Source organism: Pseudoflavitalea rhizosphaerae (assembly GCF_003991355.1).
Classification (GTDB): Bacteria; Bacteroidota; Bacteroidia; order Chitinophagales; family Chitinophagaceae; genus Pseudobacter; species Pseudobacter rhizosphaerae.
Genome location: NZ_RCSU01000014.1, coordinates 107,827 through 130,474, shown reverse-complemented (window position 1 = coordinate 130,474; position 22,648 = coordinate 107,827). Strand labels below are relative to the sequence as shown.

Below are 22,648 nucleotides of genomic sequence, written 5' to 3'. Positions count from 1 at the left end.
CTATGGTATCCAAAAAAATAAAAGTACTGCTGGCCGAAGATGATCTCTCACTTGGTTATGTGATAAAAGACAATCTCACAGAAGCAGGTTATGAAGTGGACCTCTATGCAGATGGACAGGCAGCCATCGATAATTTCGATAAAACACAAACAGATATTTGTCTACTCGATGTGATGATGCCTTTCAAGGATGGCTTCACCGTTGCCAAAAAGATCCGCCAGCAAAGCGATGTAGTTCCTATCCTCTTCATTACCGCCAAATCAATGGAAGAGGACCGCATCAAGGGTTTCCTTACCGGCGCTGATGATTATATCGTTAAGCCTTTCAGCATGCAGGAACTGCTGCTGCGTATGGACGTCTTCATCCGCCGTACACGCAAACTGCATGCAGACCAGGTGCAGGAATTCGCCATCGGTGAGTTGCGCTTTTCTTATACAGACCTCAAGCTTTATGCAAATAGCGAAACCTATACACTCACTCAAAAAGAAGCTGACCTGCTCAAATTCCTGTGCGAGCATGCGAACCGCATTCTCAAACGCGAAGAAGTGCTGCTCAATGTTTGGGGAAAAGACGACTACTTCCTGGGCCGCAGTATGGATGTATTCATGACCAAGCTCCGCAAATACTTCAAAGGGGACCCTGCGGTGGTACTGGAAACCATCCACGGCGTGGGTTTCCGCTTCAATGCCAGCGTAAACTGAAAAGAAAATTTAGTAAATTACTATTCATCGGGGAGCAGTCGCTCGCGTCCCCGCGAGTGACGGATATTTGCTCGCCTCCGGCGAGCAGTGTGTCGCCGGAGGCGACGGAATATTAGTCACTCGCGGGGACGCGAGCGACTGCTCCCGGATTAAACTCAGCAGCCATGACCATTCAACAGATCCTCTCCCGCCTCGAAGAGCTTGGAACGCCGCAGATCAAAAAGATCCTCCTGAAGCATGGCGCCAAAGAACCATTGTTTGGTGTGAAAGTGGAAGACATCAAAAAACTGCAAAAAGAAATAAAGGGAGATACGCAGGCCATCGCCATGGAACTCTACGATACCGGCAATGCAGACGCCATGTACCTCGCAGGCCTCATGGCCAATGGCGCCAAAATGAGCGAAAAGGAATTACAAAAATGGATGGACAATGCCAACTCCCCCGCCCTCAGCGAGTACATCGTTCCCTGGGTAACAGCAGAACACCCGAAAGCATGGGACCTGGGCCTGAAATGGATCGCCTCCCCAAAAGAACTCACCGCAGCCGCAGGCTGGAACACCCTCGCAGGTGTGCTGTCATTAAAACCCGATGCTGAACTTGATATTGCAGCCATCCGCCGTCTAATGGAACAGGTAAAAGAAGAAATCCAAAAAGCACCTAATCGTGTACGTTATACCATGAATGGCTTTGTCATTGCAGCAGGCAGTTTTGTTCCCGCATTGACGGCAGAAGCCATCCAGCTGGGCAGAAAGATCGGTGTGGTAAGTGTAGACATGAATGGAACTGCCTGCAAGGTGCCTTTTTCTCCTGATTATATTCTGAAAGTAAAAGACAGGGGAACCATCGGCAAAAAGAAGAAAACGATAAAGTGCTAAGCTGTGGCCAGCCAATCGCTCGCCTCCCGGAGAACCCTATACAGCAAATGAGGTCCCACATCCACAGGTCTTGCTCGCATTCGGATTCTCAAACGTAAACCCTCTTGCATTCAATCCATTCTCATAATCGATCTGCATACCTGTGAGGTAAAGCCCATGCGAAGGGTTCATGATAAAACTCAGCCCTTCGTATTCATACACCGCATCGCTATCCATTTTCTGATCGAATCCCAGCAGATAACTGAATCCCGAGCAGCCGCCCCCCTTCACTCCCACCCGGAGCATCAGGCTGGGATCAAATCCCGGATCAGCCATCAGTCTTTGAATTTCTGCAATGGCGCCGGGCGTAAACAACAGGGGAGATACATTTTTCGTTTCCATAAATACAAAAATACGACTACCCGTTATTTTATTACATTTGTCCCACCTAAAAACGACCCTTAATGACTTTAACGACCACGGAATTATTGCTTTCACTTGGTATTGCCCTTACCCTGGGCGGAACCCTGGCATATATGTTCTGGAAACAAAGAAAGGAAGTGAAAACCCTGATCGAGAAGAAAAAAGCCGGCACCGCGGAAAACGACAAACAGGCTGCCAATATCCAGGGCCTTCAGTTGGGAGCCTATGAGCGACTGATCCTGCTCACAGACCGCATTGCCCTCCCCAACCTGATCAACCGTGTGAACCAGCCCGGCCTCAGCGCAAGGGAAATGCAATCCCTGCTCACCATGAATATCAAACAGGAATTTGAACATAATGTTACACAGCAGATCTATGTTTCAGCAGAATCATGGGACGCTGTACGTAATCTCAAAGACCAGAATATTCTTATCATCAACCAGGTGGCCAGCTTCCTCCCTGCTGAAGCTTCCGGACAGGACCTCAACCATGCCCTCCTGGAAATGCTGTTGCAGAACCCCAAAGCCACACTACATACCGTTGTGTCCGATGTGCTGAGCTTTGAAGCGAAGAAACTGATGAAATAAAGAGTGCTAAATATTGCTTGCTATGTCAGAAGAAAAGAAAGTATTTACCGATAGTGGAATTGAAATAAAACGGTTGTATACCGATCCCGTGCCGATGGGCGAACAACCAGGCGAATTCCCATTCACAAGGGGTGTTCAGCCGGACATGTATCGCGGCAAACTCTGGACCATGCGCCAGTACGCCGGATTCAGCACCGCGGAAGAAAGCAACAAACGATATCACTACCTCCTTTCACAGGGTGTGATGGGCCTCAGTGTTGCCTTTGACCTGCCAACGCAGATCGGGTACGACAGCGACCATCCCCTCGCAGAAGGCGAAGTAGGAAAAGTGGGTGTTGCCATCGACAGCCTTGAGGATATGCAAACCCTCTTCAAAGGCATCAAACTGGAAGATGTGTCAACCTCCATGACCATCAACGCTACCGGATTTATCCTACTGGCTTTCTACACCGCACTCGCCAAACAACAGGGCGCCGATCTTAAAAAGATCTCAGGCACTATTCAAAACGATATCCTTAAGGAATACGCAGCGCGCGGCACCTATATCTATCCGCCCAAACCGAGCATGCGCATCATCACCGATATTTTCGAGTGGTGCAGCATGGAAGTTCCTAAATGGAATACCATTTCCATTTCGGGTTACCATATCCGTGAGGCGGGAAGTACTGCTGTGCAGGAGATCGCTTTTACGTTGAGTAACGGTCGTGCTTATGTGAAAGCGGCCCTGGAAAAAGGGCTTGACATTAATGTTTTTGGAAAAAGGCTTTCATTCTTCTTCAATGCGCATAACAATCTCTTTGAAGAAGTGGCCAAGTTCCGCGCTGCGCGTCGCATGTGGGCCCAGATGATGAAGGAGCTCGGCGCAACCGATCCGAAAGCCCAGATGCTTCGCTTCCATACACAAACCGGCGGCAGCACCCTAACGGCGCAACAGCCGCTCAACAATATCGCCCGCGTTACGGTGCAGACCATGTCGGCCGTACTGGGCGGCACGCAATCTTTGCATACCAATGGTTATGACGAAGCCCTGAGCCTGCCAACAGAAGAGGCGGCACGCATCGCCCTTCGCACCCAGCAGATCGTGGCTTATGAAAGCGGCCTGGCTGATACCGTAGATCCACTGGCCGGCTCATACTATGTGGAAGCCCTCACCAATGAAGTGGAAACAGAAGCCTGGAAACTGATCCATAGCATCGATGCCATGGGCGGCAGCGTGTCTGCCATCGAGCAGGGATTCATTCAGGACGAGATCGCGCGAAGCGCTTACAATTACCAGCGTGAGATCGAAACCGGCGAAAAGATCATCGTTGGCGTGAATAAATTCCAGGTGAACGAAACCGATTCCATCCCTCTTTTCAAAATAGACGATTCCATCCGTCAGCTGCAATCCGAAAAACTGGCATCCCTCCGCAACCGGCGCGATCCCGCCCGCGTTGACCAGATGCTGCAATTGCTGAGTGATCGCGCCAACAGTGGCGAGAACATCATGCCGGCAGTGCTGGAAGCGGTGGAGAACCTTTGTACGCTGGGAGAGATTGCAGATACACTGCGCGAAGTGTTTGGAGAATACAGGGGATAAGAATTTATTCAGCCAGCCGCCAGTCGCTCGCCTCCGGCGAGTGACTTATATTCCGTCGCCTCCGGCGACACGGTGTTCGCCGGAGGCGAACAAATACGAGTCACTCGCCGGAGGCGAGCGACTGGCGGCTCTCCGGGATTTTCAGTAAATTACTGCATGGCTTACCATACCACTACCGTCAGTTCTGAAGAACAATTGCAACAGATCCTGCAATTGCAGGCTGCAAACCTGCGCACCAATATTTCCGCTGAAACCCAGCAGCAGCAAGGTTTTGTTTCTCTCCAACATTCCCTTCCGGTTTTGAAACAAATGCACCAGATAGCTCCCAGCATCATTGCAGTGGACGGTCATCAGCTTGCCGGTTACGCACTCACGATGCCCAGGGAATGCCGCTATATTGTTCCCGATCTCGAACCCATGTTCAGCTCTTTCGATCAAACTCCATGGAATGGCCGCACGCTCGGTGAATATAAATTTTATGTAATGGGACAGATATGTGTTGCGGAAGCCTGGCGCGGACAGGGTGTTTTCGATGCACTTTATAAACAGCATAAGTCCAGTTACAGCAAGGATTTCGACTGCATCGTTACAGAGATCGCAACCCGAAATCTCCGCTCCATGCGGGCGCATGAGCGCGTAGGTTTCAAAACCATCCATATCCACCAGGATGAAATGGACGAATGGGCTGTTGTACTCTGGGATTGGAGCTAATCCATTTTTTGATTATTTTCAGCATACCAAAACCGGAATGCTCATGCAGAAAATCTTGGTAGCCGCCTCTACCCTTCTATTATTCTTTACCAGCCTTACTAACGTTGTAGCACAACCTGCAACGGCCAGCATACACGCAAAAGCGGAATCCCTCAAGCCCAAACTGATCGAATGGAGAAGACATATCCATCAGCATCCTGAACTGAGCAACCGTGAAGTGAACACAGCCGCTTATGTGGCCGAACTCCTTCGCTCATTCGGATTAGAAGTGCAAACCGGCATCGCCAAAACCGGCGTAGTGGCAATCCTTAAAGGCGGGAAACCCGGTCCTGTTGTGGCTTTGCGTGCAGACATGGATGCGCTTCCTGTAAAAGAAAGAGTGGAGCTTCCCTTCAAATCAACAGTTACAGCAGACTATTTGGGACAAACTGTTCCCGTGATGCATGCCTGTGGACATGATACACATGTGTCGATGTTGCTTGGTACAGCACAGCTACTGTCTTCCATAAAGAAAGATGTGCCGGGTACCGTAAAGTTCATATTCCAACCAGCCGAAGAAGGTCCTCCCGGTGATGAAGAAGGCGGCGCGGCGCTGATGGTGAAAGAAGGTGTAATGGACAATCCGAAAGTGGACGCCATCTTTGGAATGCATATTCAATCCGAAATTGAAGTAGGAAAAATTCAGTACAAATCCGGGGCCTTTATGGCCTCATCCGATTGGTTCACCATCCAGGTGAAAGGAAAACAAGCTCATGGATCACAGCCCTGGAAAGGCGTAGATCCTATAGTGGCAGCTACTGCCATCATCAATGGTTTGCAAACCATCGTAAGCCGTCAGTCAGAATTGCCCAAAGCGCCGGTGGTGATCACTGTCGGTAAATTCAGCAGCGGCGTTCGTCCGAATATCATGCCCGAGGAAGCGATGCTGGAAGGAACCATCAGAACGCTCGACAACAAAATGCAACAGGAAACGCATGATCGTATCAAAAAAATGGCTACCGGCATCGCCAGCACTTACGGCGCCACCGCGGATGTGCATATCGATACAAAAACACTGGTCACCTACAATGACCCTGCTTTGGTGAAACTGATGACGCCATCGCTGGAAACAGCTGCAGGAAAAGAGAATGTCTCCGAACGTGCATGGGTAACCGGCGCAGAGGATTTTTCGTACTACGGAACGAAAGCACCTTCCTTCTTTTTTTACATTGGCGGCATGCCCAAAGGAACAGATAATTCCAAAGCGCCGGGACACCATACACCTGATTTTTATGTGGATGACAGCCAGTTGGATATAGGCGTGAAAGCCTTTTGCCAGCTGGTATTTGATTATGCAAAACTGAAAGCACAGGGGAAATAGATCGTCGGCTTAACATTCAGTTCATATTGGCATTCTATTTTTGAAAAAGAGTTCTTTATGCAATTCAATGAAAACCCTATCTGGAGAAAATTGGAAATATTTTCAATTGATCCACCCGATGTGTCATTATCATTTGAACAAAGACTGGCACGGGAAAACAGCTGGTCGGTTCAATTTGCTTCGCAGGTATTATTAGAGTACAAAAAATTCCTTTTCCTCTGCGCTTCACAAGATCATCCCTGCACTCCCTCCGACGCTGTTGATCAGGCCTGGCACCTTCACTTAGCTTACACAAAATCCTACTGGAACGATCTCTGCGAAAATGTGCTCGGCAAAAAACTCCACCACAATCCCACTGAAGGCGGAACCACGGAACAGGAAAAATTCGAAGATTACTACGAACGAACACTCTCCCTCTACAGAAACACTTTCCTCACAGAACCTCCCGAAGACATCTGGCCTTCTTCACAACAAAGATTCAGCGATATCCACTTCACCCGGATCAACCGGCAACAAAACTGGGTCATTCCCAAAAAGTCCTGGATACAATCGATCTGCATACTTGTAATTGCCGGGATTGTGGGCATTGTCTCGAGCAATTACGTGTATCTGCTGATAGGTTTTCTTACCGCAGTGGTGATTGCAAGTCCATCATCAAAAAGGAGCAATGGCTCAGGATGTTCTTCTGCAGGCTGTGGTGGCGGATGTTCAACGGATGGACATTCAGGATGCAGCGGAGGCGGAGGATGCAGCAGTGGCTGCTCGGGCTGCGGTAGTGGATGCGGAGGAGATTGAAACTAAAAACACAAACCCTGAAAACAAAAGCAAACCTAATGCAATTCAAAGAATACCCAGCCTGGCAAATGATCGATAATTTTCCCTTCAATGAACCCAATTCAGTTGAAACTTACTACAACCGGCTGGCCAGGTACGGTAACTGGACAGAGGAGCAAATGCAGGAGATTGTTGAGGAATACAAGAAATTTCTTTTCCTCTGCGCTACAAAACCATTCCTGATTGTACCACCCAAAATTGTTGACCTTGCTTGGAGCCTGCACATGGAATATTATCCGATGAGCTTCCGCGATCTTTACAGGATTATGCCGGGCCACTGGATCAAAAGATCAAGAGGTGAAAAAGGAGAAAACGATGATCCCGACTGGCTTTTCGATCATTATCTGCAATCCCGGAAAATTTATCAGGAAACATTTGGCGATAGACCACCGGCATGGATCTGGGGCATGTATGAAAATGAATTTGAAGAAGACTATTCAACGAGAATACACCTGGGTAAAAGAATTTTCTTCGCCATCGATGCAAGGTTACACTGTCTGATCATTTTCATAACTGGTTTTCTGCTCACCATTGCATTCAATCATTTCGTTCCTGTGATTGCAGGTATATTATCCGCATTGCTCTTTTTTGTTACCAACCCGGCATTGAATAAACCGATCAATCAGGTAGTGGATGGAAAAGGATACAGGGGATATTTGAATTGATCCACCTCTTTTTTTCCAACAAAAAAGCCGCTCCCTCCGGAAGCGGCCATTGTATTTTTGCACTATTCTATTATTATCCTTTCTTCTGTTCCTTTGCCCAGCCGTCTTTCAAGGTTACAGTTCTGTTGAAGATCATCTTCTCCTCGCTGGTGTCATTATCCAGGCAGAAATATCCTTTTCTCAGGAACTGATAGCGGTCATCGAATTTAGCCTTCTTCAGCGCTGGCTCCGCATAAGCACTGGTGATAGTGACCAGTGATTCAGGATTGATGCATTCCGTATAAGGCCTGTCGTCATTCAGCATGTCTTCCACCTTGAAGAGGCGGTCGTACAACCTGAGCTCGCAGTTGATGGCAGTGGGAACGCTTACCCAGTGCAGGGTTCCTTTCACGTTGATGCCGGAAGTATCGGAACCGCTCTTGCTTTCGGGAATATAAGAGCAGCGTAGCTCGGTGATATTGCCTGCATCGTCTTTGATCACTTCATCACATTTGATGATGTAGGCACTTTTCAGACGGACCATTTGCCCCGGCGCAAGGCGGAAGAATTTCTTGGGAGCAACTTCCATGAAATCTTCTTTCTCGATATATAATTCCCTGCTGAATGGAATTTCACGACTGCCGGCGTTTGGATCTTCCGGGTTGTCTTCGCTATGCACCATTTCTGATTGTCCTTCCGGATAGTTGGTGATCACTACTTTCAACGGATCGAACACCACCATTCGACGCAGCGCGATCTTGTTGAGATGCTCACGGATACAGAACTCCAGCAGGCTCATTTCGATCAGGCTATCACGTTTCACCACACCGATCTTTTCGCAGAGCTCGCGGATGGACTCCGGCGTATAGCCCCTGCGGCGAAGGCCGGCGATAGTGATCATGCGGGGATCGTCCCAGCCCGTTACATATTTCTCGGCCACCAGTTGCTTGAGCTTGCGCTTGCTCATCACGTTATACGTGAGGTTGAGGCGCGCGAACTCATACTGATGGGATGGGAAGATGCCAAGTTTCTCGATGAACCAGTCGTACAGCGGACGATGGGGAATGAATTCCAGTGTACAGATCGAATGCGTGATCTGCTCGATGGAATCACTCTGGCCATGCGCAAAATCGTACATCGGGTAGATGCACCATTTGTCGCCGGTACGGTGGTGATGCGCATGTTTGATCCGGTACATGATCGGATCACGGAAATGCATATTCGGAGAGCCCATATCGATCTTTGCGCGCAATACTTTCTCGCCGTCTTTGTATTTCCCTGCTTTCATCTCTTCGAACATTTGCAGGTTCTCTTCGATACTGCGTTCCGAGAATTTATTGCGAACACCGGGCTCTGTAGGCGTTCCTTTCTGTGCAGCGATCTCCTCCGCAGTGGAATCGTCTACATATGCCAGGCCGGCTTTTATCAGCTGAACGGCGAATTCATAAAATTTATCGAAATAATCGGAGGCGTAGAGTTCATTGGCCCATTGGAATCCCAGCCATTGCACGTCTTCCTTGATACTGTCTACATACTCTGTATCCTCTGTAACAGGATTGGTATCATCAAAACGGAGATTGGTCTTACCGCCATATTTGAGGGCGAGACCAAAATTCAGGCAGATGCTCTTGGCATGCCCGATGTGTAGGTAGCCATTGGGTTCCGGCGGGAACCGGGTGGTGATGGAAGTGTATTTACCTGATTTCAGGTCCTCTTCAACGATCTCTTCCAGGAAATTGCGGCTCTTTTCAGCTTCTTTTAATGGTTCTGTCATTGTGCCTTTACTTTAAGTGCTATGCCGCGAATTTACTATTTCCCTTCGGGCTGACCAAAGACGGAACTGGCTGGTCCTCAAAAGCAAAAAGAGCTGTAGAAACAGCTCCTTACCATTAATCAATAACCTATGAAAAACACTATTTAATTACAGGAGTAAAAGTAATACCGGGCCATCGGCGCTCATAACTTATTCGACGTTTGAACCTAAAAAGGGGTTGAATGGAATTTTTTGAACGATGATTATCAGTTCCGTGCGCCGAAAAGCAGGCTACCGATCCTCACCATATCGGAACCTTCCTCAATAGCGATGGCATAATCGCCGCTCATACCGAAGGATAGTGTTTTCAGTTGAATATTTTCTGTGATATGGGATGCCCAGCGGTCGGCCAGGCCCTTTAATGTTTTGAATTCTGCGCGCACAGCATCTGTATTACTGGTAAAAGAAGCCATTCCCATCAGTCCTTCAATGCGGATATTTTTGAAGGAGGCCGTTTCTTCTGAGGTCAGCACCGCTTCCAGTTCTTCGGCGTCCAGCCCGAACTTGGATTCTTCCCGCGCGATATACACCTGCAGCAGCACAGGGATCACCCTGTTAAGCTTCGCTGCCTGTTTATTGATCTCCTTCAATAATTTCTGACTGTCCACCCCATGGATCAGGTACACGAAGGGAGCGATGTATTTTACTTTGTTGGATTGAAGATGTCCGATGAAATGCCAGCGCATATCTGCAGGCAGCTGTGGTTGCTTTTCCACCAGCTCCTGTACATAGTTCTCGCCAAAATCCCGCTGACCGAGATCATAGAGTTTTTTGATATCCGATACAGGTTTGATCTTGGAAACGGCCACCAGGGTAACTCCTTTCTGATCCAATTCTTCTTTCAGCTTCTTGTATGCTTCTGTATTCACCATGCTTGGAGATTTGAAGAGGCAAAGCTACTGCAAAAAATCGGCGGGCTGGCAGTCGCTCGCCTCCGGCGAGTGACTTGTATTTGTTCGCCTCCGGCGAACACTGTGTCGCCGGAGGCGACGGAATATAAGTCACTCGCCGGAGGCGAGCGACTGCCAGCTCTCTGACCTTTTTAGTCAGCCCCAGTGGCGGCACCAAAAAGAAAGGACTGCCTCCGGTTAGGGAAACAGTCCAGTCATCTTTTCAAAAAACCTATTTTAAGATAGAACGTCCGATCACGATGCGTTGTACTTCGGAAGTACCTTCATAGATCTGTGTGATCTTGGCATCGCGCATTAGGCGCTCTACGTGGTATTCTTTCACATATCCGTACCCGCCGTGGATCTGAACGGCTTCAACAGTGGTCCACATGGCCGTTTCACTGGCAAATACTTTGGCCATGGATGAGCTCAGCGCATAATCCTGGTGCTGGTCTTTATCCCAGGCGGCGCGGAGGCAAAGCAGGCGGGCTGCTTCGATGCGTGTAGCCATATCCGCGAGTTTGAACTGGATGGCCTGGTGGTGCATGATCTCTTTGCCGAAAGCTTTTCTTTCTTTCGCATATTTCAGGCTCAGCTCATAAGCGCCGCTGGCAATTCCGAGGGCCTGGGATGCAATACCGATACGGCCTCCGGACAATGTCTTCATAGCAAAAGTGAAACCGAATCCATCTTCTCCGATCCGATTCTCCTTGGGAACTTTCACATCATTGAACATGATAGTATGGGTATCGCTGCCGCGAATTCCGAGTTTGTTCTCTTTGGCTGCCACCACAACGCCGGGCCAGTTCTTTTCAACGATGAAACAGTTGATTCCTTTGCTTCCTTTTGCCACATCCGTCTGTGCCATCACCAGGTACACAGATGCGGAAGAACCGTTGGTGATCCAGTTCTTGGTGCCATTGAGGAGATAATGGTCACCCTTATCTTCGGCTGTGGTACGCTGTGAGGTAGCATCACTACCGGCTTCGGGTTCACTCAGCAGGAAGGCGCCGATGTACAGTTTTCCATCTTTTCTTCCCTGCGCCAGTGGCGTCAGGTATTTTTCTTTTTGCATTTCATTACCATAAGCTTCAAGCCCCCAGCTTACCAGGCTGTTGTTAACGCTCATGCACACACTCACACTGGCATCGATCTTACTGATCTCTTCCATTGCCAGTACATAGCTGACAGTGTCCAAACCGGAACCACCGTATTTTGGATCAACCATCATTCCCATAAAACCGAGTTCGGCCAGTTTATACACCTGGTCATAGGGGAATTTCTGTTGTTCATCACGTTCGATAACACCGGGTAAACATTCCTGCTGCGCAAAATCACGCGCAGCCTGACGGATCATGAGTTGCTCTTCTGATAATTGAAACTGCATATTATCGCTTTGTTTTTTTTACGGAGCACAAATATAATAGAGATGCGCCATCCAACTAACAATTGTTCGTTTATTTTTGGTAAACTCTTACTATCTTTAGGCTCTATACGCTACTGTCATGTCAACCAGCACCAGGAAACCCCAGGTTATTCTTCCATTTGCCCAGCTCTTGCTGCCGGTTAACTATGCCCTTCCAGGTTATTAGCGTTCCATCCACTCAAATTACTGAATTCCTGATTTAGCCAGTCAACCTGATTGTGTAATAAACGTTCGCTATATGAAAAATATTAAGCTGATTGAAGTGCCATCTGAAATTGGAGCCGGAACAAGAGGGGCCAGTTTGGGGATCGACGCCATCAAGATCGCAGCCCTGGATTTTATGAGTAATTTTTTCATCCATTTCCCTTCCGAAAAAGTACCGCACGAGAATAAGATATTGCATGAGCCCATTGAATCACCTTATGCGAAGCGGATCAAAGGGGTTGCCACCATGTATGAGCGTGTAAGCAAAGCAGTGCATGATACCATCAGGAATAATTTCTTTCCGGTAGTACTCAGTGGCGATCATAGCATGGCAGGCGCCACCATCGCGGGTATCCGGATGGCCAAGCCTAAATCAAGACTGGGCGTGATCTGGATAGATGCTCACGCTGACCTGCATACGCCGTACACCACTCCTTCGGGTAACCTTCACGGTATGCCACTGGCGTTGAGCATCAATGAAGACAATGAGGATATGGCTGTTCATGAACTGGATGATGAAACGAGAAAGCAATGGAACGGACTCAAAACCCTCGGTAAGATCGCGCCAAAAGTGTTGCCGGAAGATGTAGTGTTCATCTCGCTCCGCGATTTTGAAAAAGAAGAAAAATACCTGATCGATAAATACGGCATGAAAGTGATCTCCACCAACGAAGTCCGCCGCAAAGGCCCGGAGAACGTGGTACGCAGCGTGATCCGCTATCTCGCCGACTGCACGGATATCTATATCAGTTTCGATGTGGACAGCCTGGATTCCTCCATTTCCAAAGGCACGGGAACCCCTGTAAGTAATGGCCTCCGCGAACGCGAAGCGGAAGACCTCATCAGCAAATTCATGCAGAACCGCAAAATATGCTGCTTCGAGATCACGGAAGTGAACCCAACGCTGGATAAAGAGAATCTCATGAGCGAGATCGCATTCAACATCCTTCAGAGAAGTGTGAATGTGCTGATGATGAACTGAGTCACTTCTTGTGATTCAGCGCCGTCACCAGCATGATCAGGTCGTTCTCGTTTTTCATTTTTATTTTGGATTTACCCATGATGCCGGCCAGGGAGCCGGCCTGGACGCCCAAGGCTGTTGACAGATCTGTGAAATTGTTGAGCCTTGTGATGTTCTTGTCGTCTGTATTGTAGAGATAGAGCTGGGTCTTGTCTTCAAACTTGTTGTACTCATCTTTCCTCACATAATCCCCTTTCACTTTCACCAGGGTTTTGTACCGATGGTTCAGCAACTGGTATTTTCCATCCGCCAGCACCTCGTAAAAACTACGTTCCGTATTCTTCCCGGTAGCTGGAAAGCCACTCCTGTAAAGAGCTGTAACGGAATCATTCCCTCTTGCATACCGGAACATGAATTGTAATACAGGATCTGTGAACTCACACATCTCCTTATCTCTTTTGAAGTAGAGGATATCATCGTAGAGATTATATAAAAGCGAAACGCCGTAGAAATTCCTTCCATCGGCCATCGTTACTGCGCCTTCGGCCCAATCATTCTGTAATAACGGCGAGCCCTGAACCGCAGGATGCATGCGTTCATGAACAGGACGGTCTTCCAGTACAAATGAAACAGTTCCAGGAGGCAGCGGAAGCTGGTTGTTGATCTGCGCGGATGCAACCAATGAGATGCTGCAGAGCAGAATAGAGTAGATTTTTCTCATAAGTGACAGGTTGTGACTGGAGGGAAGTTACTCATTTTCCGGGGGAAAACCTTTGTTGATATTGCGCTGGTTTCTGTGGGTGATGGGCGGTGTGGGATCGGTGGTGTATACAATGGGGCTGACGAAACAAACCTACGCTTTGAGGTTTGATGGACTTTTGATGAAGGGGTGGGCGGCGGAGCTGAGATGGGCTGTGGGGCTTTTGTTTCGAAGGCCCCGTTTGCATACACCCTCCGATCCCGGTGAGCATCACGAATGTGCGGCAATAAGGGCCGTTACTTCCCCGGTAAAATGAGTTGGAGAGGGGGAATGGGGAAATGTGCGTCAGCACAAGTAATGGCAGACGGATAGATGGGCGGATGGGGGGTTAAACGCCGCGCCGATTGGGTGAGTAGTACGCTATTTTGCGAACTAGGCGATGCCGGTTTGCCCCATTTGGTGGAGGCCTTCTTCGAATGAAAGGGGTTTGTAGTTCAGGTCTTTTTCCGCTTTGGAAATGTCGAAGCCCGTGCGGGGCGGACGTTTGGCGGGTTGCGTGAAAGTGTCGGCGGTTACTTCGGTGATGAGACTTTTGTCGAGGCTGAAATGATCGGCGGTTTTGAGGGCCATCTGGTAGGGCGTCAGTTGCTCTTTGCCGGAGAGATGGTAAATGCCGGTGGACCTGCGTTTGATCATTTCAACAAGACCTTTGGCGAGATCGCCCACATAGGTAGGTGTGCGCATCTGGTCGGAAACCACTTTGATGGGCTCGCCTTCCTGGAGGCTTTCGCGTACCCAGTTAACGATATTGCTGCGTGTGCCCTGCAATGGATTGCCGTACACCAGGCAGGTACGCACGATGGCCCAGGGGATCTCACTGGTATGCATGATCGCTTCTGCCTGCATTTTGGTGAAGCCATAGAAATTGACAGGTCGAAGATCATCGTCTTCGCGATAAAGGCCATTGAGACCATCGAAAACGAAATCTGTTGATACGTAGATGATGTATTTGCTGAAAGCTTCAGCATCTACCAGCAATTGCGTGGTGCCGTAGACGTTAACTTTTTCGCAGAGCTCGGTATTCTTCTCGCATTCATCCACCTGCGTCATGGCAGCAGCATGAACGATCACATCGGGACGCTCCTCATCCATTACTTTTTCAAGGTTCAGTTCGTCGGTGACGTCCAGGCTTCGGTAACTGAATTGTTCAGATGGCTCAAAAGGCAGACGGTTCGGCCCTTTGCTGGTAGCCACCACAGTGAACTGCTGGTGCAGCAACTCCTGTACGAGATGCTGTCCCAGCAGTCCATTTGCTCCGGTGATCAATATTTTCATGCCTATTAATTGCTTCCGAGTAATTCTCTGAGTTTTGCTTTAAGTGCTTCTCCACGCAGGTTCCGGGCCACTACTTTTCCATCCGGATCGATCAGTAGATTAGCGGGGATCCCTTCGATGCCATACAAACGGGCTACGGCATTATTCCAGAACTGGAGATCGCTGACATGCGTCCAGTCGAGTTTGTCTTCTTTGATAGCAGCAAGCCAGGATTCTTTTTCACGATCGAGTGATACGCCAAGTACGGTGAAATTCTTTGCTTTGAATTCATTGTAGCTTTCCACTACATTGGGATTTTCCATACGGCAGGGCTTGCACCAGCTGGCCCAGAAATCAACCAGAACATATTTGCCTCGGAAAGAAGAAAGGGCCACATCTTTTCCATCAACATCTGCTTGTGTGAACCCGGGGGCCTGTGATCCAATCTGTCCGATCTTGCTCTTATCGATGCGCTCTTTGATGATCTTTCCATAAAAACCTTCCTGTGCAGCAGGTTTCAGCTTGGCAAACCTTCTTTCGGTGCTGGCCATATCCTGGTCCAGCTGCGCAGTCACCACCATCAGGAATGGCGCAACAGGGGAAGCATTATGGGCATCAACATAAGAATCGATCTTACCGATGATGAGATCGATCAATGCCTGGTGTTGCAGCAACAGGCTGTCGCCGGGCTGAATATTAGGTGTTCCGTTGATCTTTTGTGTGAGCGCTGTCAATTGCTCGAACAAAGGATTGAATTGTTTGGCGTAATTGCTGTAATCATCATGAATGGAAGAACCTTTTACCTGGAGATTGGACATCTCGGCAACATCACCGCTCAGGGTCACATTTTCATTGCCGATGAATACGAATGATTTCTTCTGCGGTCCATGTAGATTGAGGAAAAATACATTCGGTTCCTGCACGGTTCCTTTCAACACAAACTGGTTCTTAGTCACCACCGCTCTGGCAAGCGTATCTTCAACGTTATTGGCATCACTGAGCGTTACTTCAGATCCTTCCGGTAAACCTTTGAGTGAGCCAGTAACAACAAAACCTTTCTGCTGCGCAAAAAGGCCTGCCGGAATGATCAGCAACAGGGCGAAAAATCTTTTCATAATTCTATTTTGAATGCCGTGATTTTAAGATATCCACGACATCCTGCAATTTATGCCCTTTTGCGTTAAGTAAAATCAAATAATGGAATATGAGATCCGCGGCCTCATTGAGGAAAAGATCATCGTTATTGTCCTTTGCCTCGATCACCAGTTCCACGGCTTCCTCCCCTACTTTCTGGGCTATCTTGTTGATTCCCCGTCCGAAAAGGTCCCGTACATAGGATTTTGCATCGGTGCTCTGTTTGCGGAGATTGATGATATCTTCAAGATAATAAAGGAATTCATCGGAATGATTGCGTTCACTCCAGCAGGTGTCTGCACCGGTATGACAGGTAGGCCCGAGCGGATGCGCCTTGATGAGCAGGGTATCGTTATCACAATCCGACATCACTTCTTTTACTATCAGGTGGTTGCCACTCTCCTCACCTTTGGTCCAGAGACGCTGTTTGCTGCGGCTGTAAAAAGTGACTTTGCCTTCGGCCATTGTTTTCTTCACAGCTTCTTCATTCATGAAGCCGAGCATGAGCACTTTATGTGTGTTGAAATCCTGCACAATGGCGGGCACAAGACCATCTGCATATTTGGAGTAATCGATTTTCATGGTGCTTTATTTACGCTATAGGTCTGATATTTATTTTCTTCTCCTGCAAATATCCTTTTAATTCCGGGATACTGATCTCCTTGAAATGGAAAATGCTGGCAGCCAGTGCTGCATCGGCTTTTGCCTCATTGAACACGTCCACAAAATGCTCCATTGTGCCGCCGCCGCCACTCGCAATCACAGGTACAGGCAGTGTTGTAGCCAGTTCCTTCGTGATGTCCAGGGCAAACCCTGCTTTGGTGCCATCGTGGTTCATGGAGGTCAGCAAAATTTCTCCCGCGCCGAGATCAACCGCCTGCTTTGCCCAATCCTTACATTTCACATCAGTTTTCACACGGCCACCATTCAGGTACACATACCATTCGCCATCTTCTTCTTTTCTCGTATCGATGGCCAGCACCACACACTGACTACCGAATTCCTTCGCCAGCTCATTCACCAGTGCCGGATTCTTAAATGCAGCGGTATTCACAGAGATCTTATCGGCGCCATTCTGCAACAATGCGTACACGTCTTCCACACTGCTGATGCCGCCACCAACCGTGAAGGGTATGTTGATATGATGTGAGATCCGGTTCACCAGTTCGCGTAGGGTTTTCCTTTTTTCAACAGTAGCAGTGATATCGAGAAATACCAGTTCATCCGCACCTTCCCTGGCATAGAGAGCGCCCAGTTCAACAGGATCACCGGCATCGCGGAGGTCCACGAAATTAGTGCCCTTAACGGTGCGGCCATCTTTGATATCCAGGCATGGAACAATTCTTTTACAAAGCATCGCTTAGATTTTTGAAATTCGGAGAGCTGGCAGTCGCTCGCCTCTGGCGAGTGAGTTTTATTCTGTCGCCTCCGGCGACACGGTGTTCGCCGGAGGCGAACAAATACAAGTCACTCGCCGGGAGGCGAGCGACTGCCAGCTCTCCGGGTAAATACAACAAACTCTTAATTCATTTTTCCTTCGTTGAACCTTACCAGTTCATCCAAAGAGATCCTTCCTTCATAAAATGCTTTTCCTATAATCACACCACTGCATCCTATCTCGCGCAGCCCATCCAGATCAGCAACAGAGCTCACGCCGCCACTGGCAATAAAATGTAATGATGGAAATTTGGAAAGAATATTCTTATACAATTCCGTTGATGGGCCCTGCAACAAACCATCCTTGCTCACATCAGTGCAGAATATTTGCGTAACACCTTGTGCGATGTATTTTTCTATGAAATCATAGATCCAAATATCGGTAGTTTCCAGCCAGCCTGCCACTGCGATCTTCTCATCCTTCACATCGGCGCCCAACAGGAATTTATCAGCCCCATACTCTTTGAGCCATTGTACAAAGAGGTTTTCATCTTTTACCGCCAGGCTGCCGATGGTAGCCAGGGCTGCACCGGAATTGAAGACGATATCTACGTCTTCCCTCTTTTTGATCCCTCCTCCAAAATCCACTACCAGCCTGGTTTTGCCGGCAACGCTTTCCAGTACTTTCCAGTTCTTCACCGTACCTGCCTTCGCGCCGTCCAGGTCTACCAGGTGCAGTCGCTGCAAGCCTGCATCTTCAAACTGTTTCGCAACTTCGAGCGGGTTTTCGTTGTAGACCTTTTTTTGTTGGTAATCGCCCTGGGTAAGTCTGACGCATTTCCCATCGATAATATCTATTGCCGGAATGATCTGCATGTATCTGATTAAATGTTCAGGAAATTCTTGAGAATGGATTCACCGGTGGTAGCGCTCTTTTCAGGGTGGAACTGCACACCATAGAAATTGTTCTTGTGCAATGCGGAACTGTAAGGCAGTCCGTATTCCGTAGTGGCGATGGTATGTTCACCCAGCGCCGCATAGTAACCATGCACAAAATAACAGTAACTGTTCTCAGGCACGCCTTTGAACAGCTCCGATTTCAATGAGTAGATATTGTTCCAGCCGATCTGAGGGATTTTGATCGGACCATCAGCAGTGGAACCAGGAGAAAAGAGTTTTACGTTTTCTTCGAAGATACCAAGACAATCAGTATCGTTTTCTTCGCTGTAGGCACACATTAGTTGCATGCCCAGGCAGATGCCGAGAACGGGTTGTTGCAATTCGCGCAATACTTGGTCAAGCCCCCGTTCAGAAAGATAGCGCATGGCGCTGCTGGCTTCACCCACGCCGGGAAAGATCACTTTGTCTGCCTTACGCAATTGCTCGTGATCATCGGTGACGGTTGCTGTGGCCCCGATCCTTTCCAGCGCGTAGAGTACCGACTGGATATTTCCTGCATTGTATTTTACGATGGCTAATTCCACTTTTGTTCTTTTTGCTAAAAACGCGAAAGATAAATCATTTCACTGTTCTGATGAATTGTTCTGTTGCGGCAGCTACATCGGTAGCTCCTTCCAGCGCTTTGATGAAAGCAGTGCCGATAATAGCGCCATTGGCAAATTCAGATGCCGCTTCAAAGCTGGCCCTGTCCTTGATGCCAAAGCCTACCAGCACCGGATTTTTCAGTTTCATCTCCTGTAACCTTTGCAGGTAAGCGCTCACGCCACTCATGTTCTGATCTTTTCCCGTAGTGGAGCTGCTGCTCACGGCGTAAAGAAAACCGGTGCTCAGTGCGTCCAGTCTTTTAATGCGTTCCGTTGTTGTTTCCGGCGTCACCAGGAAAATAAAATCCAGTTTGTGTTTTTTGATGACGGGGCCGTATTCGTTCTCAAATTCGAACTCAGGAAGATCAGGCAGGATCAGTCCGTCCACACCTACTGCTGCTGCATCTGCACAGAACTTTTCGAAACCGTACTGAAGGATGGGATTCATGTAGCCCATGAGGATTACAGGCACCTGCACGGTAGCGCGCATGTCCTTCAATTGTTCAAAGAGTTTTTTGATGGTCATGCCATTTTGCAGCGCGATGGTGCTGCTGGCCTGGATCACGGGACCATCGGCCAGCGGATCGCTGTAAGGCATGCCCAGCTCGATGAGGTCCGCGCCGCTTTTCTGTAAAGCCTGCATCACAGGCAACGTACTATCCAGTTGCGGATAACCAGCCGTCACGTAAACGTTGAGGACCTGTTTATTTTTCTTGTTGAATAATTCCTGTATTCTGCTCATGATTGTTGTTGATATTTTGCTGAGTGTGGCCAGTCGCTCGCCTCCCGGCGAGTGACTTCTGTTCCGTCGCCTCCGGCGACACGGTGTTCGCCGGAGGCGAACAAATACAAGTCACTCGCCGGGAGGCGAGCGACTGGCCGCACCCTGATTTATACGCCCATTGCCTGCATGTAAGTAGCCATATCTTTATCTCCCCTTCCACTTAAACACAGCACCACCACATCATCTTTTTTAAATTCCACCTGGTGCAGTCCTGCCAGTGCATGTGAACTTTCCAGTGCAGGAATGATGCCTTCCTGCTGTGTAAGATTGAAGGCTGCACGAACAGCTTCTTCATCGGTTGCGCTGAGGAAAGTGCCACGGCCACTCGCGAACAAATTCGCATGCATGGGACCGATACCAGGATAATCCAGACCAGCTGAAATGCTGTGTGGCTCTACTACCTGGCCGTCTTCGGTTTGCATCACCAGGCTCTTGCTGCCATGAAGCACACCTGGTTTACCAAGACGTGTAGTGGCTGCGCTCAGTCCGCTTTCCACACCATGACCTGCCGCTTCCACTGCTACCAGTTTCACCGGTTGTTCTTCAGTGAAATGATAGAAAGCTCCTGCAGCGTTGCTTCCGCCGCCTACACAGGCAAATACATGCGTGGGCAATTCGCTGCCGGTCTTTTCTTTGAGTTGTTTGCGGATCTCTTCACTGATCACGCTCTGGAAACTGGCCACCATATCAGGGTATGGATGCGGGCCTACCACCGATCCGATGATATAATGCGTATCGTTGGGGTTATTGATCCAGTCCCTGATCGCTTCATTGGTAGCGTCTTTCAGGGTTTTGCTGCCGCTGGTGGCAGGGATCACGGTAGCGCCGAGCATTTTCATGCGGGCCACATTGGGCGCCTGGCGATGAATATCTTTTTCTCCCATATACACGATGCACTCGATGCCTTTGAGTGCACATACAGTAGCAGTGGCCACGCCATGCTGACCAGCGCCGGTTTCCGCGATGATGCGTTTCTTGCCCAGGCGTTGCGCCAGCAGGATTTGTCCGAGTGCATTATTGAGCTTATGGGAACCTGTATGACAAAGGTCTTCGCGCTTCAGGTAAATATTGGTATTGAACTGCGCGCTCAGCCTGGCGGCAGGATAGAGCGGCGTGGGCCTGCCTACATAATCGCGAAGCAGGCTCTGGTATTCATCACGGAAATCTCTACTGGTGATAATGCTCCTGTACTGGTTGCGCAGCTCTTCCACGTTGCGATGCAACATCTCGGGGATGTATGCGCCTCCGAACTGTCCGTAATATCCCTGTGCATCTGGCTGCTGGTAAATGGTTGTTGACATAAAACCAATAATTTATCCTTTAGTTATCTTATTTCATATTGTTCACAAATCCGCGAACCATTTCCATGTCCTTATAACCTGGACTGGTTTCGAATTTGCTGTTGATATCGATAGCAAAGAGTCCTTTAGCGGCGGGTTCATTTTCGAATTCCCGCAATTGTGCTTCATCGCCCGGCTCGATGCCGCCACTGAGAAAAAATGGTTTGCCCACGATGGTATCTTTCAGAACACTCCAGTCGAATTTCTTTCCTGTTCCTCCGTATCCGGCGCCCATGGTGTCGAACATGAACATGTCGCAGCAATCCATATAGGGCCTGATCATCCATTCCACACTATCGTTGTCGCTCAACCGAAAAGCTTTCACCACCGATACATAGTCTGCGATCTTCTCACAGTATTTCGGATTTTCATCGCCATGCAGTTGCACCAGGTGCAGCCTGCATTCGTCCACCATATGGAGTACTTCTTCAATGGGGGTATTTACAAACACGCCCACTTTGTTGATATTGTTCTCCTTCCTGATCTGAGTTGTGGTCATGTGTTTGAATACGTACCGGGGACTTTTGGGATAGAAAATGAATCCTGCAAAAGATACACCCATGTCTGCCAGTTGTGTCACCTGTTCTGGCTGGGTCATGCCGCATACTTTTACTCTCATATTGTTCAGATTTTAAGTGTTAAGGTTGTATCCGGCAAGCGATCTGTTTTCACGGGGCCTTTGCTGTTTTCAGTTCCTGCACAAAGTCCTCAAAGGCTTTGGCAGGGTCAGCAGCTTTCATGAAATTCTCACCGATGAGAAATCCCCTGAACCCATTGTTCCTGAACAGCAGGATATTTTCCACGGCGCTGATCCCACTCTCTGCAATTTTTATCCTGTTATCCGGGATGCGTTGGGCCATGGCCAGGCTCCTTTCGATATCCACTTTGAAAGTCTTCAGGTTGCGGTTATTGATCCCAACCAGGATGGTTTCATCGCAGATATGCTCCAGTTCTTCTTCGTCGTGCAGTTCCAGTAGCACTTCGAGTCCGAGCTGCGTTGCAAAGGTAGCCAACCGTTTCACTTCTTCAGGGGTTAAACAGGCAGCAATGAGTAAAATCACATCGGCGCCCATGGCGCGTGCTTCCAGGACCTGGTACTCATCCACGATGAAATCCTTGCGCAGTATGGGAACCTGGTTCACACGGGCCGCGACCAGGTCTGCGGTACTACCGCCAAAAAAATTTTCATCGGTGAGAACGCTGAGCCCGGAAGCATACTTCGCATAGGCTGATGTTACTTCCACCACATCCGCTGTTCCGTTGATCAGTCCTTTTGAAGGGGACTTCCTTTTGAATTCCGCGATGATGCCCGTACGTGCATCATTCAGCAAAAATTCTTTGAGACTCAAAACCTTCCTGTTGAATCCGTCCTGTTTTTCCAGCGCTGAAGCAGGCGTCCCTGCTTTTCGCGCCGCCACTTCCGTTCTTTTGTGTGCGATGATGGTATCGAGAATATTCATGACTATTG

General features: G+C 48.8%; 24 protein-coding genes. 9 read left to right on the top strand and 15 right to left on the bottom strand.

What is annotated here, in order from left to right; genetic code table 11:
* The first annotated feature begins 2 nt into the window (after positions 1-2).
* On the top strand, positions 3-701 hold the full coding sequence (locus D9Y29_RS21620) for a response regulator transcription factor (RefSeq protein WP_127132214.1): 699 nt from the start codon (positions 3-5) through the stop codon (positions 699-701).
* 164 nt (positions 702-865) lie between these two features.
* Positions 866-1,576: a DNA alkylation repair protein gene (locus tag D9Y29_RS21615; RefSeq protein ID WP_127132212.1), complete on the top strand. Its 711-nt coding sequence runs from the start codon at positions 866-868 to the stop codon at positions 1,574-1,576.
* 36 nt (positions 1,577-1,612) lie between these two features.
* On the opposite strand, the gene D9Y29_RS21610 is transcribed toward D9Y29_RS21615, so the two are convergent.
* The gene (locus D9Y29_RS21610; protein WP_127132210.1) at positions 1,613-1,957 is read right to left on the bottom strand and encodes a HesB/IscA family protein; all 345 of its coding nucleotides are present in this window, start codon (positions 1,955-1,957) and stop codon (positions 1,613-1,615) included.
* Positions 1,958-2,019: 62 nt separating this feature from the next.
* On the opposite strand from D9Y29_RS21610, the gene D9Y29_RS21605 reads away from it, so the two are divergent.
* The 6 genes from D9Y29_RS21605 to D9Y29_RS21580 all read left to right on the top strand — a co-directional run bounded on the left by D9Y29_RS21605 (position 2,020) and on the right by D9Y29_RS21580 (position 7,714).
* Positions 2,020-2,565, top strand: a complete 546-nt coding sequence (locus tag D9Y29_RS21605) for a DUF7935 family protein (protein WP_127132208.1) — start codon at positions 2,020-2,022, stop codon at positions 2,563-2,565.
* Between the two features lie 22 nt (positions 2,566-2,587).
* Positions 2,588-4,144 carry an acyl-CoA mutase large subunit family protein gene (locus D9Y29_RS21600; protein ID WP_127132206.1) on the top strand — a complete coding sequence of 519 codons (1,557 nt, stop codon included), beginning with the start codon at positions 2,588-2,590 and terminating at the stop codon, positions 4,142-4,144.
* A gap of 156 nt (positions 4,145-4,300) precedes the next feature.
* Positions 4,301-4,855 (top strand): GNAT family N-acetyltransferase, encoded by a 555-nt coding sequence (locus D9Y29_RS21595; protein WP_127132204.1) that lies wholly within the window; start codon positions 4,301-4,303, stop codon positions 4,853-4,855.
* A gap of 43 nt (positions 4,856-4,898) precedes the next feature.
* A complete protein-coding gene (locus D9Y29_RS21590; protein ID WP_127132202.1) occupies positions 4,899-6,215 on the top strand; it encodes an amidohydrolase in 1,317 nt (438 codons plus the stop codon).
* A gap of 57 nt (positions 6,216-6,272) precedes the next feature.
* Positions 6,273-7,010, top strand: a complete 738-nt coding sequence (locus tag D9Y29_RS21585; protein WP_127132200.1) for a glycine-rich domain-containing protein — start codon at positions 6,273-6,275, stop codon at positions 7,008-7,010.
* A 38-nt stretch (positions 7,011-7,048) separates the two neighbouring features.
* The gene (locus tag D9Y29_RS21580) at positions 7,049-7,714 is read left to right on the top strand and encodes a hypothetical protein (protein ID WP_127132198.1); all 666 of its coding nucleotides are present in this window, start codon (positions 7,049-7,051) and stop codon (positions 7,712-7,714) included.
* A gap of 73 nt (positions 7,715-7,787) precedes the next feature.
* On the opposite strand, the gene D9Y29_RS21575 is transcribed toward D9Y29_RS21580, so the two are convergent.
* The 3 genes from D9Y29_RS21575 to D9Y29_RS21565 all read right to left on the bottom strand — a co-directional run bounded on the left by D9Y29_RS21575 (position 7,788) and on the right by D9Y29_RS21565 (position 11,783).
* Positions 7,788-9,467, bottom strand: a complete 1,680-nt coding sequence (locus D9Y29_RS21575; RefSeq protein ID WP_127132196.1) for a glutamine--tRNA ligase/YqeY domain fusion protein — start codon at positions 9,465-9,467, stop codon at positions 7,788-7,790.
* 245 nt (positions 9,468-9,712) lie between these two features.
* Positions 9,713-10,378 carry a YggS family pyridoxal phosphate-dependent enzyme gene (locus D9Y29_RS21570; protein ID WP_127132194.1) on the bottom strand — a complete coding sequence of 222 codons (666 nt, stop codon included), beginning with the start codon at positions 10,376-10,378 and terminating at the stop codon, positions 9,713-9,715.
* A 250-nt stretch (positions 10,379-10,628) separates the two neighbouring features.
* The gene (locus D9Y29_RS21565; protein WP_127132192.1) at positions 10,629-11,783 is read right to left on the bottom strand and encodes an acyl-CoA dehydrogenase; all 1,155 of its coding nucleotides are present in this window, start codon (positions 11,781-11,783) and stop codon (positions 10,629-10,631) included.
* Between the two features lie 277 nt (positions 11,784-12,060).
* Between D9Y29_RS21565 and D9Y29_RS21560 the strand changes: the two genes are divergently transcribed.
* Positions 12,061-13,008 (top strand): arginase, encoded by a 948-nt coding sequence (locus tag D9Y29_RS21560; protein WP_127132189.1) that lies wholly within the window; start codon positions 12,061-12,063, stop codon positions 13,006-13,008.
* Between the two features lies 1 nt (position 13,009).
* On the opposite strand, the gene D9Y29_RS21555 is transcribed toward D9Y29_RS21560, so the two are convergent.
* The 11 genes from D9Y29_RS21555 to trpC all read right to left on the bottom strand — a co-directional run bounded on the left by D9Y29_RS21555 (position 13,010) and on the right by trpC (position 22,640).
* On the bottom strand, positions 13,010-13,708 hold the full coding sequence (locus D9Y29_RS21555; RefSeq protein ID WP_127132187.1) for a hypothetical protein: 699 nt from the start codon (positions 13,706-13,708) through the stop codon (positions 13,010-13,012).
* A 411-nt stretch (positions 13,709-14,119) separates the two neighbouring features.
* Positions 14,120-15,022, bottom strand: a complete 903-nt coding sequence (locus tag D9Y29_RS21550) for an SDR family oxidoreductase (RefSeq protein ID WP_127132185.1) — start codon at positions 15,020-15,022, stop codon at positions 14,120-14,122.
* Positions 15,023-15,027: 5 nt separating this feature from the next.
* Positions 15,028-16,116, bottom strand: coding sequence for a TlpA disulfide reductase family protein (locus D9Y29_RS21545; RefSeq protein ID WP_127132183.1), 1,089 nt, complete (start codon positions 16,114-16,116; stop codon positions 15,028-15,030).
* Positions 16,117-16,120: 4 nt separating this feature from the next.
* Positions 16,121-16,717: a bifunctional phosphoribosyl-AMP cyclohydrolase/phosphoribosyl-ATP diphosphatase HisIE gene (gene hisIE, locus D9Y29_RS21540; protein ID WP_127132181.1), complete on the bottom strand. Its 597-nt coding sequence runs from the start codon at positions 16,715-16,717 to the stop codon at positions 16,121-16,123.
* Positions 16,718-16,727: 10 nt separating this feature from the next.
* Positions 16,728-17,492, bottom strand: a complete 765-nt coding sequence (gene hisF / locus D9Y29_RS21535; RefSeq protein WP_127132179.1) for an imidazole glycerol phosphate synthase subunit HisF — start codon at positions 17,490-17,492, stop codon at positions 16,728-16,730.
* Positions 17,493-17,656: 164 nt separating this feature from the next.
* Positions 17,657-18,388 (bottom strand): 1-(5-phosphoribosyl)-5-[(5-phosphoribosylamino)methylideneamino]imidazole-4-carboxamide isomerase, encoded by a 732-nt coding sequence (gene hisA, locus D9Y29_RS21530; RefSeq protein WP_127132177.1) that lies wholly within the window; start codon positions 18,386-18,388, stop codon positions 17,657-17,659.
* An 8-nt stretch (positions 18,389-18,396) separates the two neighbouring features.
* The gene (gene hisH, locus D9Y29_RS21525; protein ID WP_127132175.1) at positions 18,397-18,996 is read right to left on the bottom strand and encodes an imidazole glycerol phosphate synthase subunit HisH; all 600 of its coding nucleotides are present in this window, start codon (positions 18,994-18,996) and stop codon (positions 18,397-18,399) included.
* A 34-nt stretch (positions 18,997-19,030) separates the two neighbouring features.
* Positions 19,031-19,798, bottom strand: a complete 768-nt coding sequence (gene trpA / locus D9Y29_RS21520) for a tryptophan synthase subunit alpha (RefSeq protein ID WP_127132173.1) — start codon at positions 19,796-19,798, stop codon at positions 19,031-19,033.
* A 149-nt stretch (positions 19,799-19,947) separates the two neighbouring features.
* A complete protein-coding gene (trpB, locus tag D9Y29_RS21515) occupies positions 19,948-21,141 on the bottom strand; it encodes a tryptophan synthase subunit beta (protein WP_127132171.1) in 1,194 nt (397 codons plus the stop codon).
* 28 nt (positions 21,142-21,169) lie between these two features.
* Positions 21,170-21,799, bottom strand: a complete 630-nt coding sequence (locus D9Y29_RS21510) for a phosphoribosylanthranilate isomerase (protein WP_127132169.1) — start codon at positions 21,797-21,799, stop codon at positions 21,170-21,172.
* Positions 21,800-21,848: 49 nt separating this feature from the next.
* Complete coding sequence (gene trpC / locus D9Y29_RS21505; protein ID WP_127132167.1) at positions 21,849-22,640, bottom strand: indole-3-glycerol phosphate synthase TrpC; 792 nt, start codon at positions 22,638-22,640, stop codon at positions 21,849-21,851.
* Positions 22,641-22,648: the final 8 nt, after the last annotated feature.

Bases quoted from the DNA above. Each gene is read 5' to 3' on its own strand.
- D9Y29_RS21590 (WP_127132202.1), top strand. From the start codon at position 4,899: ATGCAGAAAATCTTGGTAGCCGCCTCTACCCTTCTATTATTCTTTACC.
- D9Y29_RS21580 (WP_127132198.1), top strand. From the start codon at position 7,049: ATGCAATTCAAAGAATACCCAGCCTGGCAAATGATCGATAATTTTCCC.
- D9Y29_RS21565 (WP_127132192.1), bottom strand. From the start codon at position 11,783: ATGCAGTTTCAATTATCAGAAGAGCAACTCATGATCCGTCAGGCTGCG.
- D9Y29_RS21575 (WP_127132196.1), bottom strand. From the start codon at position 9,467: ATGACAGAACCATTAAAAGAAGCTGAAAAGAGCCGCAATTTCCTGGAA.
- hisIE (WP_127132181.1), bottom strand. From the start codon at position 16,717: ATGAAAATCGATTACTCCAAATATGCAGATGGTCTTGTGCCCGCCATT.
- D9Y29_RS21620 (WP_127132214.1), top strand. From the start codon at position 3: ATGGTATCCAAAAAAATAAAAGTACTGCTGGCCGAAGATGATCTCTCA.
- D9Y29_RS21510 (WP_127132169.1), bottom strand. From the start codon at position 21,799: ATGAGAGTAAAAGTATGCGGCATGACCCAGCCAGAACAGGTGACACAA.
- D9Y29_RS21555 (WP_127132187.1), bottom strand. From the start codon at position 13,708: ATGAGAAAAATCTACTCTATTCTGCTCTGCAGCATCTCATTGGTTGCA.
- hisA (WP_127132177.1), bottom strand. From the start codon at position 18,388: ATGCAGATCATTCCGGCAATAGATATTATCGATGGGAAATGCGTCAGA.
- D9Y29_RS21570 (WP_127132194.1), bottom strand. From the start codon at position 10,378: ATGGTGAATACAGAAGCATACAAGAAGCTGAAAGAAGAATTGGATCAG.
- D9Y29_RS21615 (WP_127132212.1), top strand. From the start codon at position 866: ATGACCATTCAACAGATCCTCTCCCGCCTCGAAGAGCTTGGAACGCCG.
- D9Y29_RS21560 (WP_127132189.1), top strand. From the start codon at position 12,061: ATGAAAAATATTAAGCTGATTGAAGTGCCATCTGAAATTGGAGCCGGA.
- trpC (WP_127132167.1), bottom strand. From the start codon at position 22,640: ATGAATATTCTCGATACCATCATCGCACACAAAAGAACGGAAGTGGCG.
- D9Y29_RS21605 (WP_127132208.1), top strand. From the start codon at position 2,020: ATGACTTTAACGACCACGGAATTATTGCTTTCACTTGGTATTGCCCTT.
- D9Y29_RS21595 (WP_127132204.1), top strand. From the start codon at position 4,301: ATGGCTTACCATACCACTACCGTCAGTTCTGAAGAACAATTGCAACAG.
- hisF (WP_127132179.1), bottom strand. From the start codon at position 17,492: ATGCTTTGTAAAAGAATTGTTCCATGCCTGGATATCAAAGATGGCCGC.
- D9Y29_RS21610 (WP_127132210.1), bottom strand. From the start codon at position 1,957: ATGGAAACGAAAAATGTATCTCCCCTGTTGTTTACGCCCGGCGCCATT.
- D9Y29_RS21545 (WP_127132183.1), bottom strand. From the start codon at position 16,116: ATGAAAAGATTTTTCGCCCTGTTGCTGATCATTCCGGCAGGCCTTTTT.
- trpA (WP_127132173.1), bottom strand. From the start codon at position 19,798: ATGAGCAGAATACAGGAATTATTCAACAAGAAAAATAAACAGGTCCTC.
- D9Y29_RS21600 (WP_127132206.1), top strand. From the start codon at position 2,588: ATGTCAGAAGAAAAGAAAGTATTTACCGATAGTGGAATTGAAATAAAA.
- trpB (WP_127132171.1), bottom strand. From the start codon at position 21,141: ATGTCAACAACCATTTACCAGCAGCCAGATGCACAGGGATATTACGGA.
- D9Y29_RS21550 (WP_127132185.1), bottom strand. From the start codon at position 15,022: ATGAAAATATTGATCACCGGAGCAAATGGACTGCTGGGACAGCATCTC.
- D9Y29_RS21585 (WP_127132200.1), top strand. From the start codon at position 6,273: ATGCAATTCAATGAAAACCCTATCTGGAGAAAATTGGAAATATTTTCA.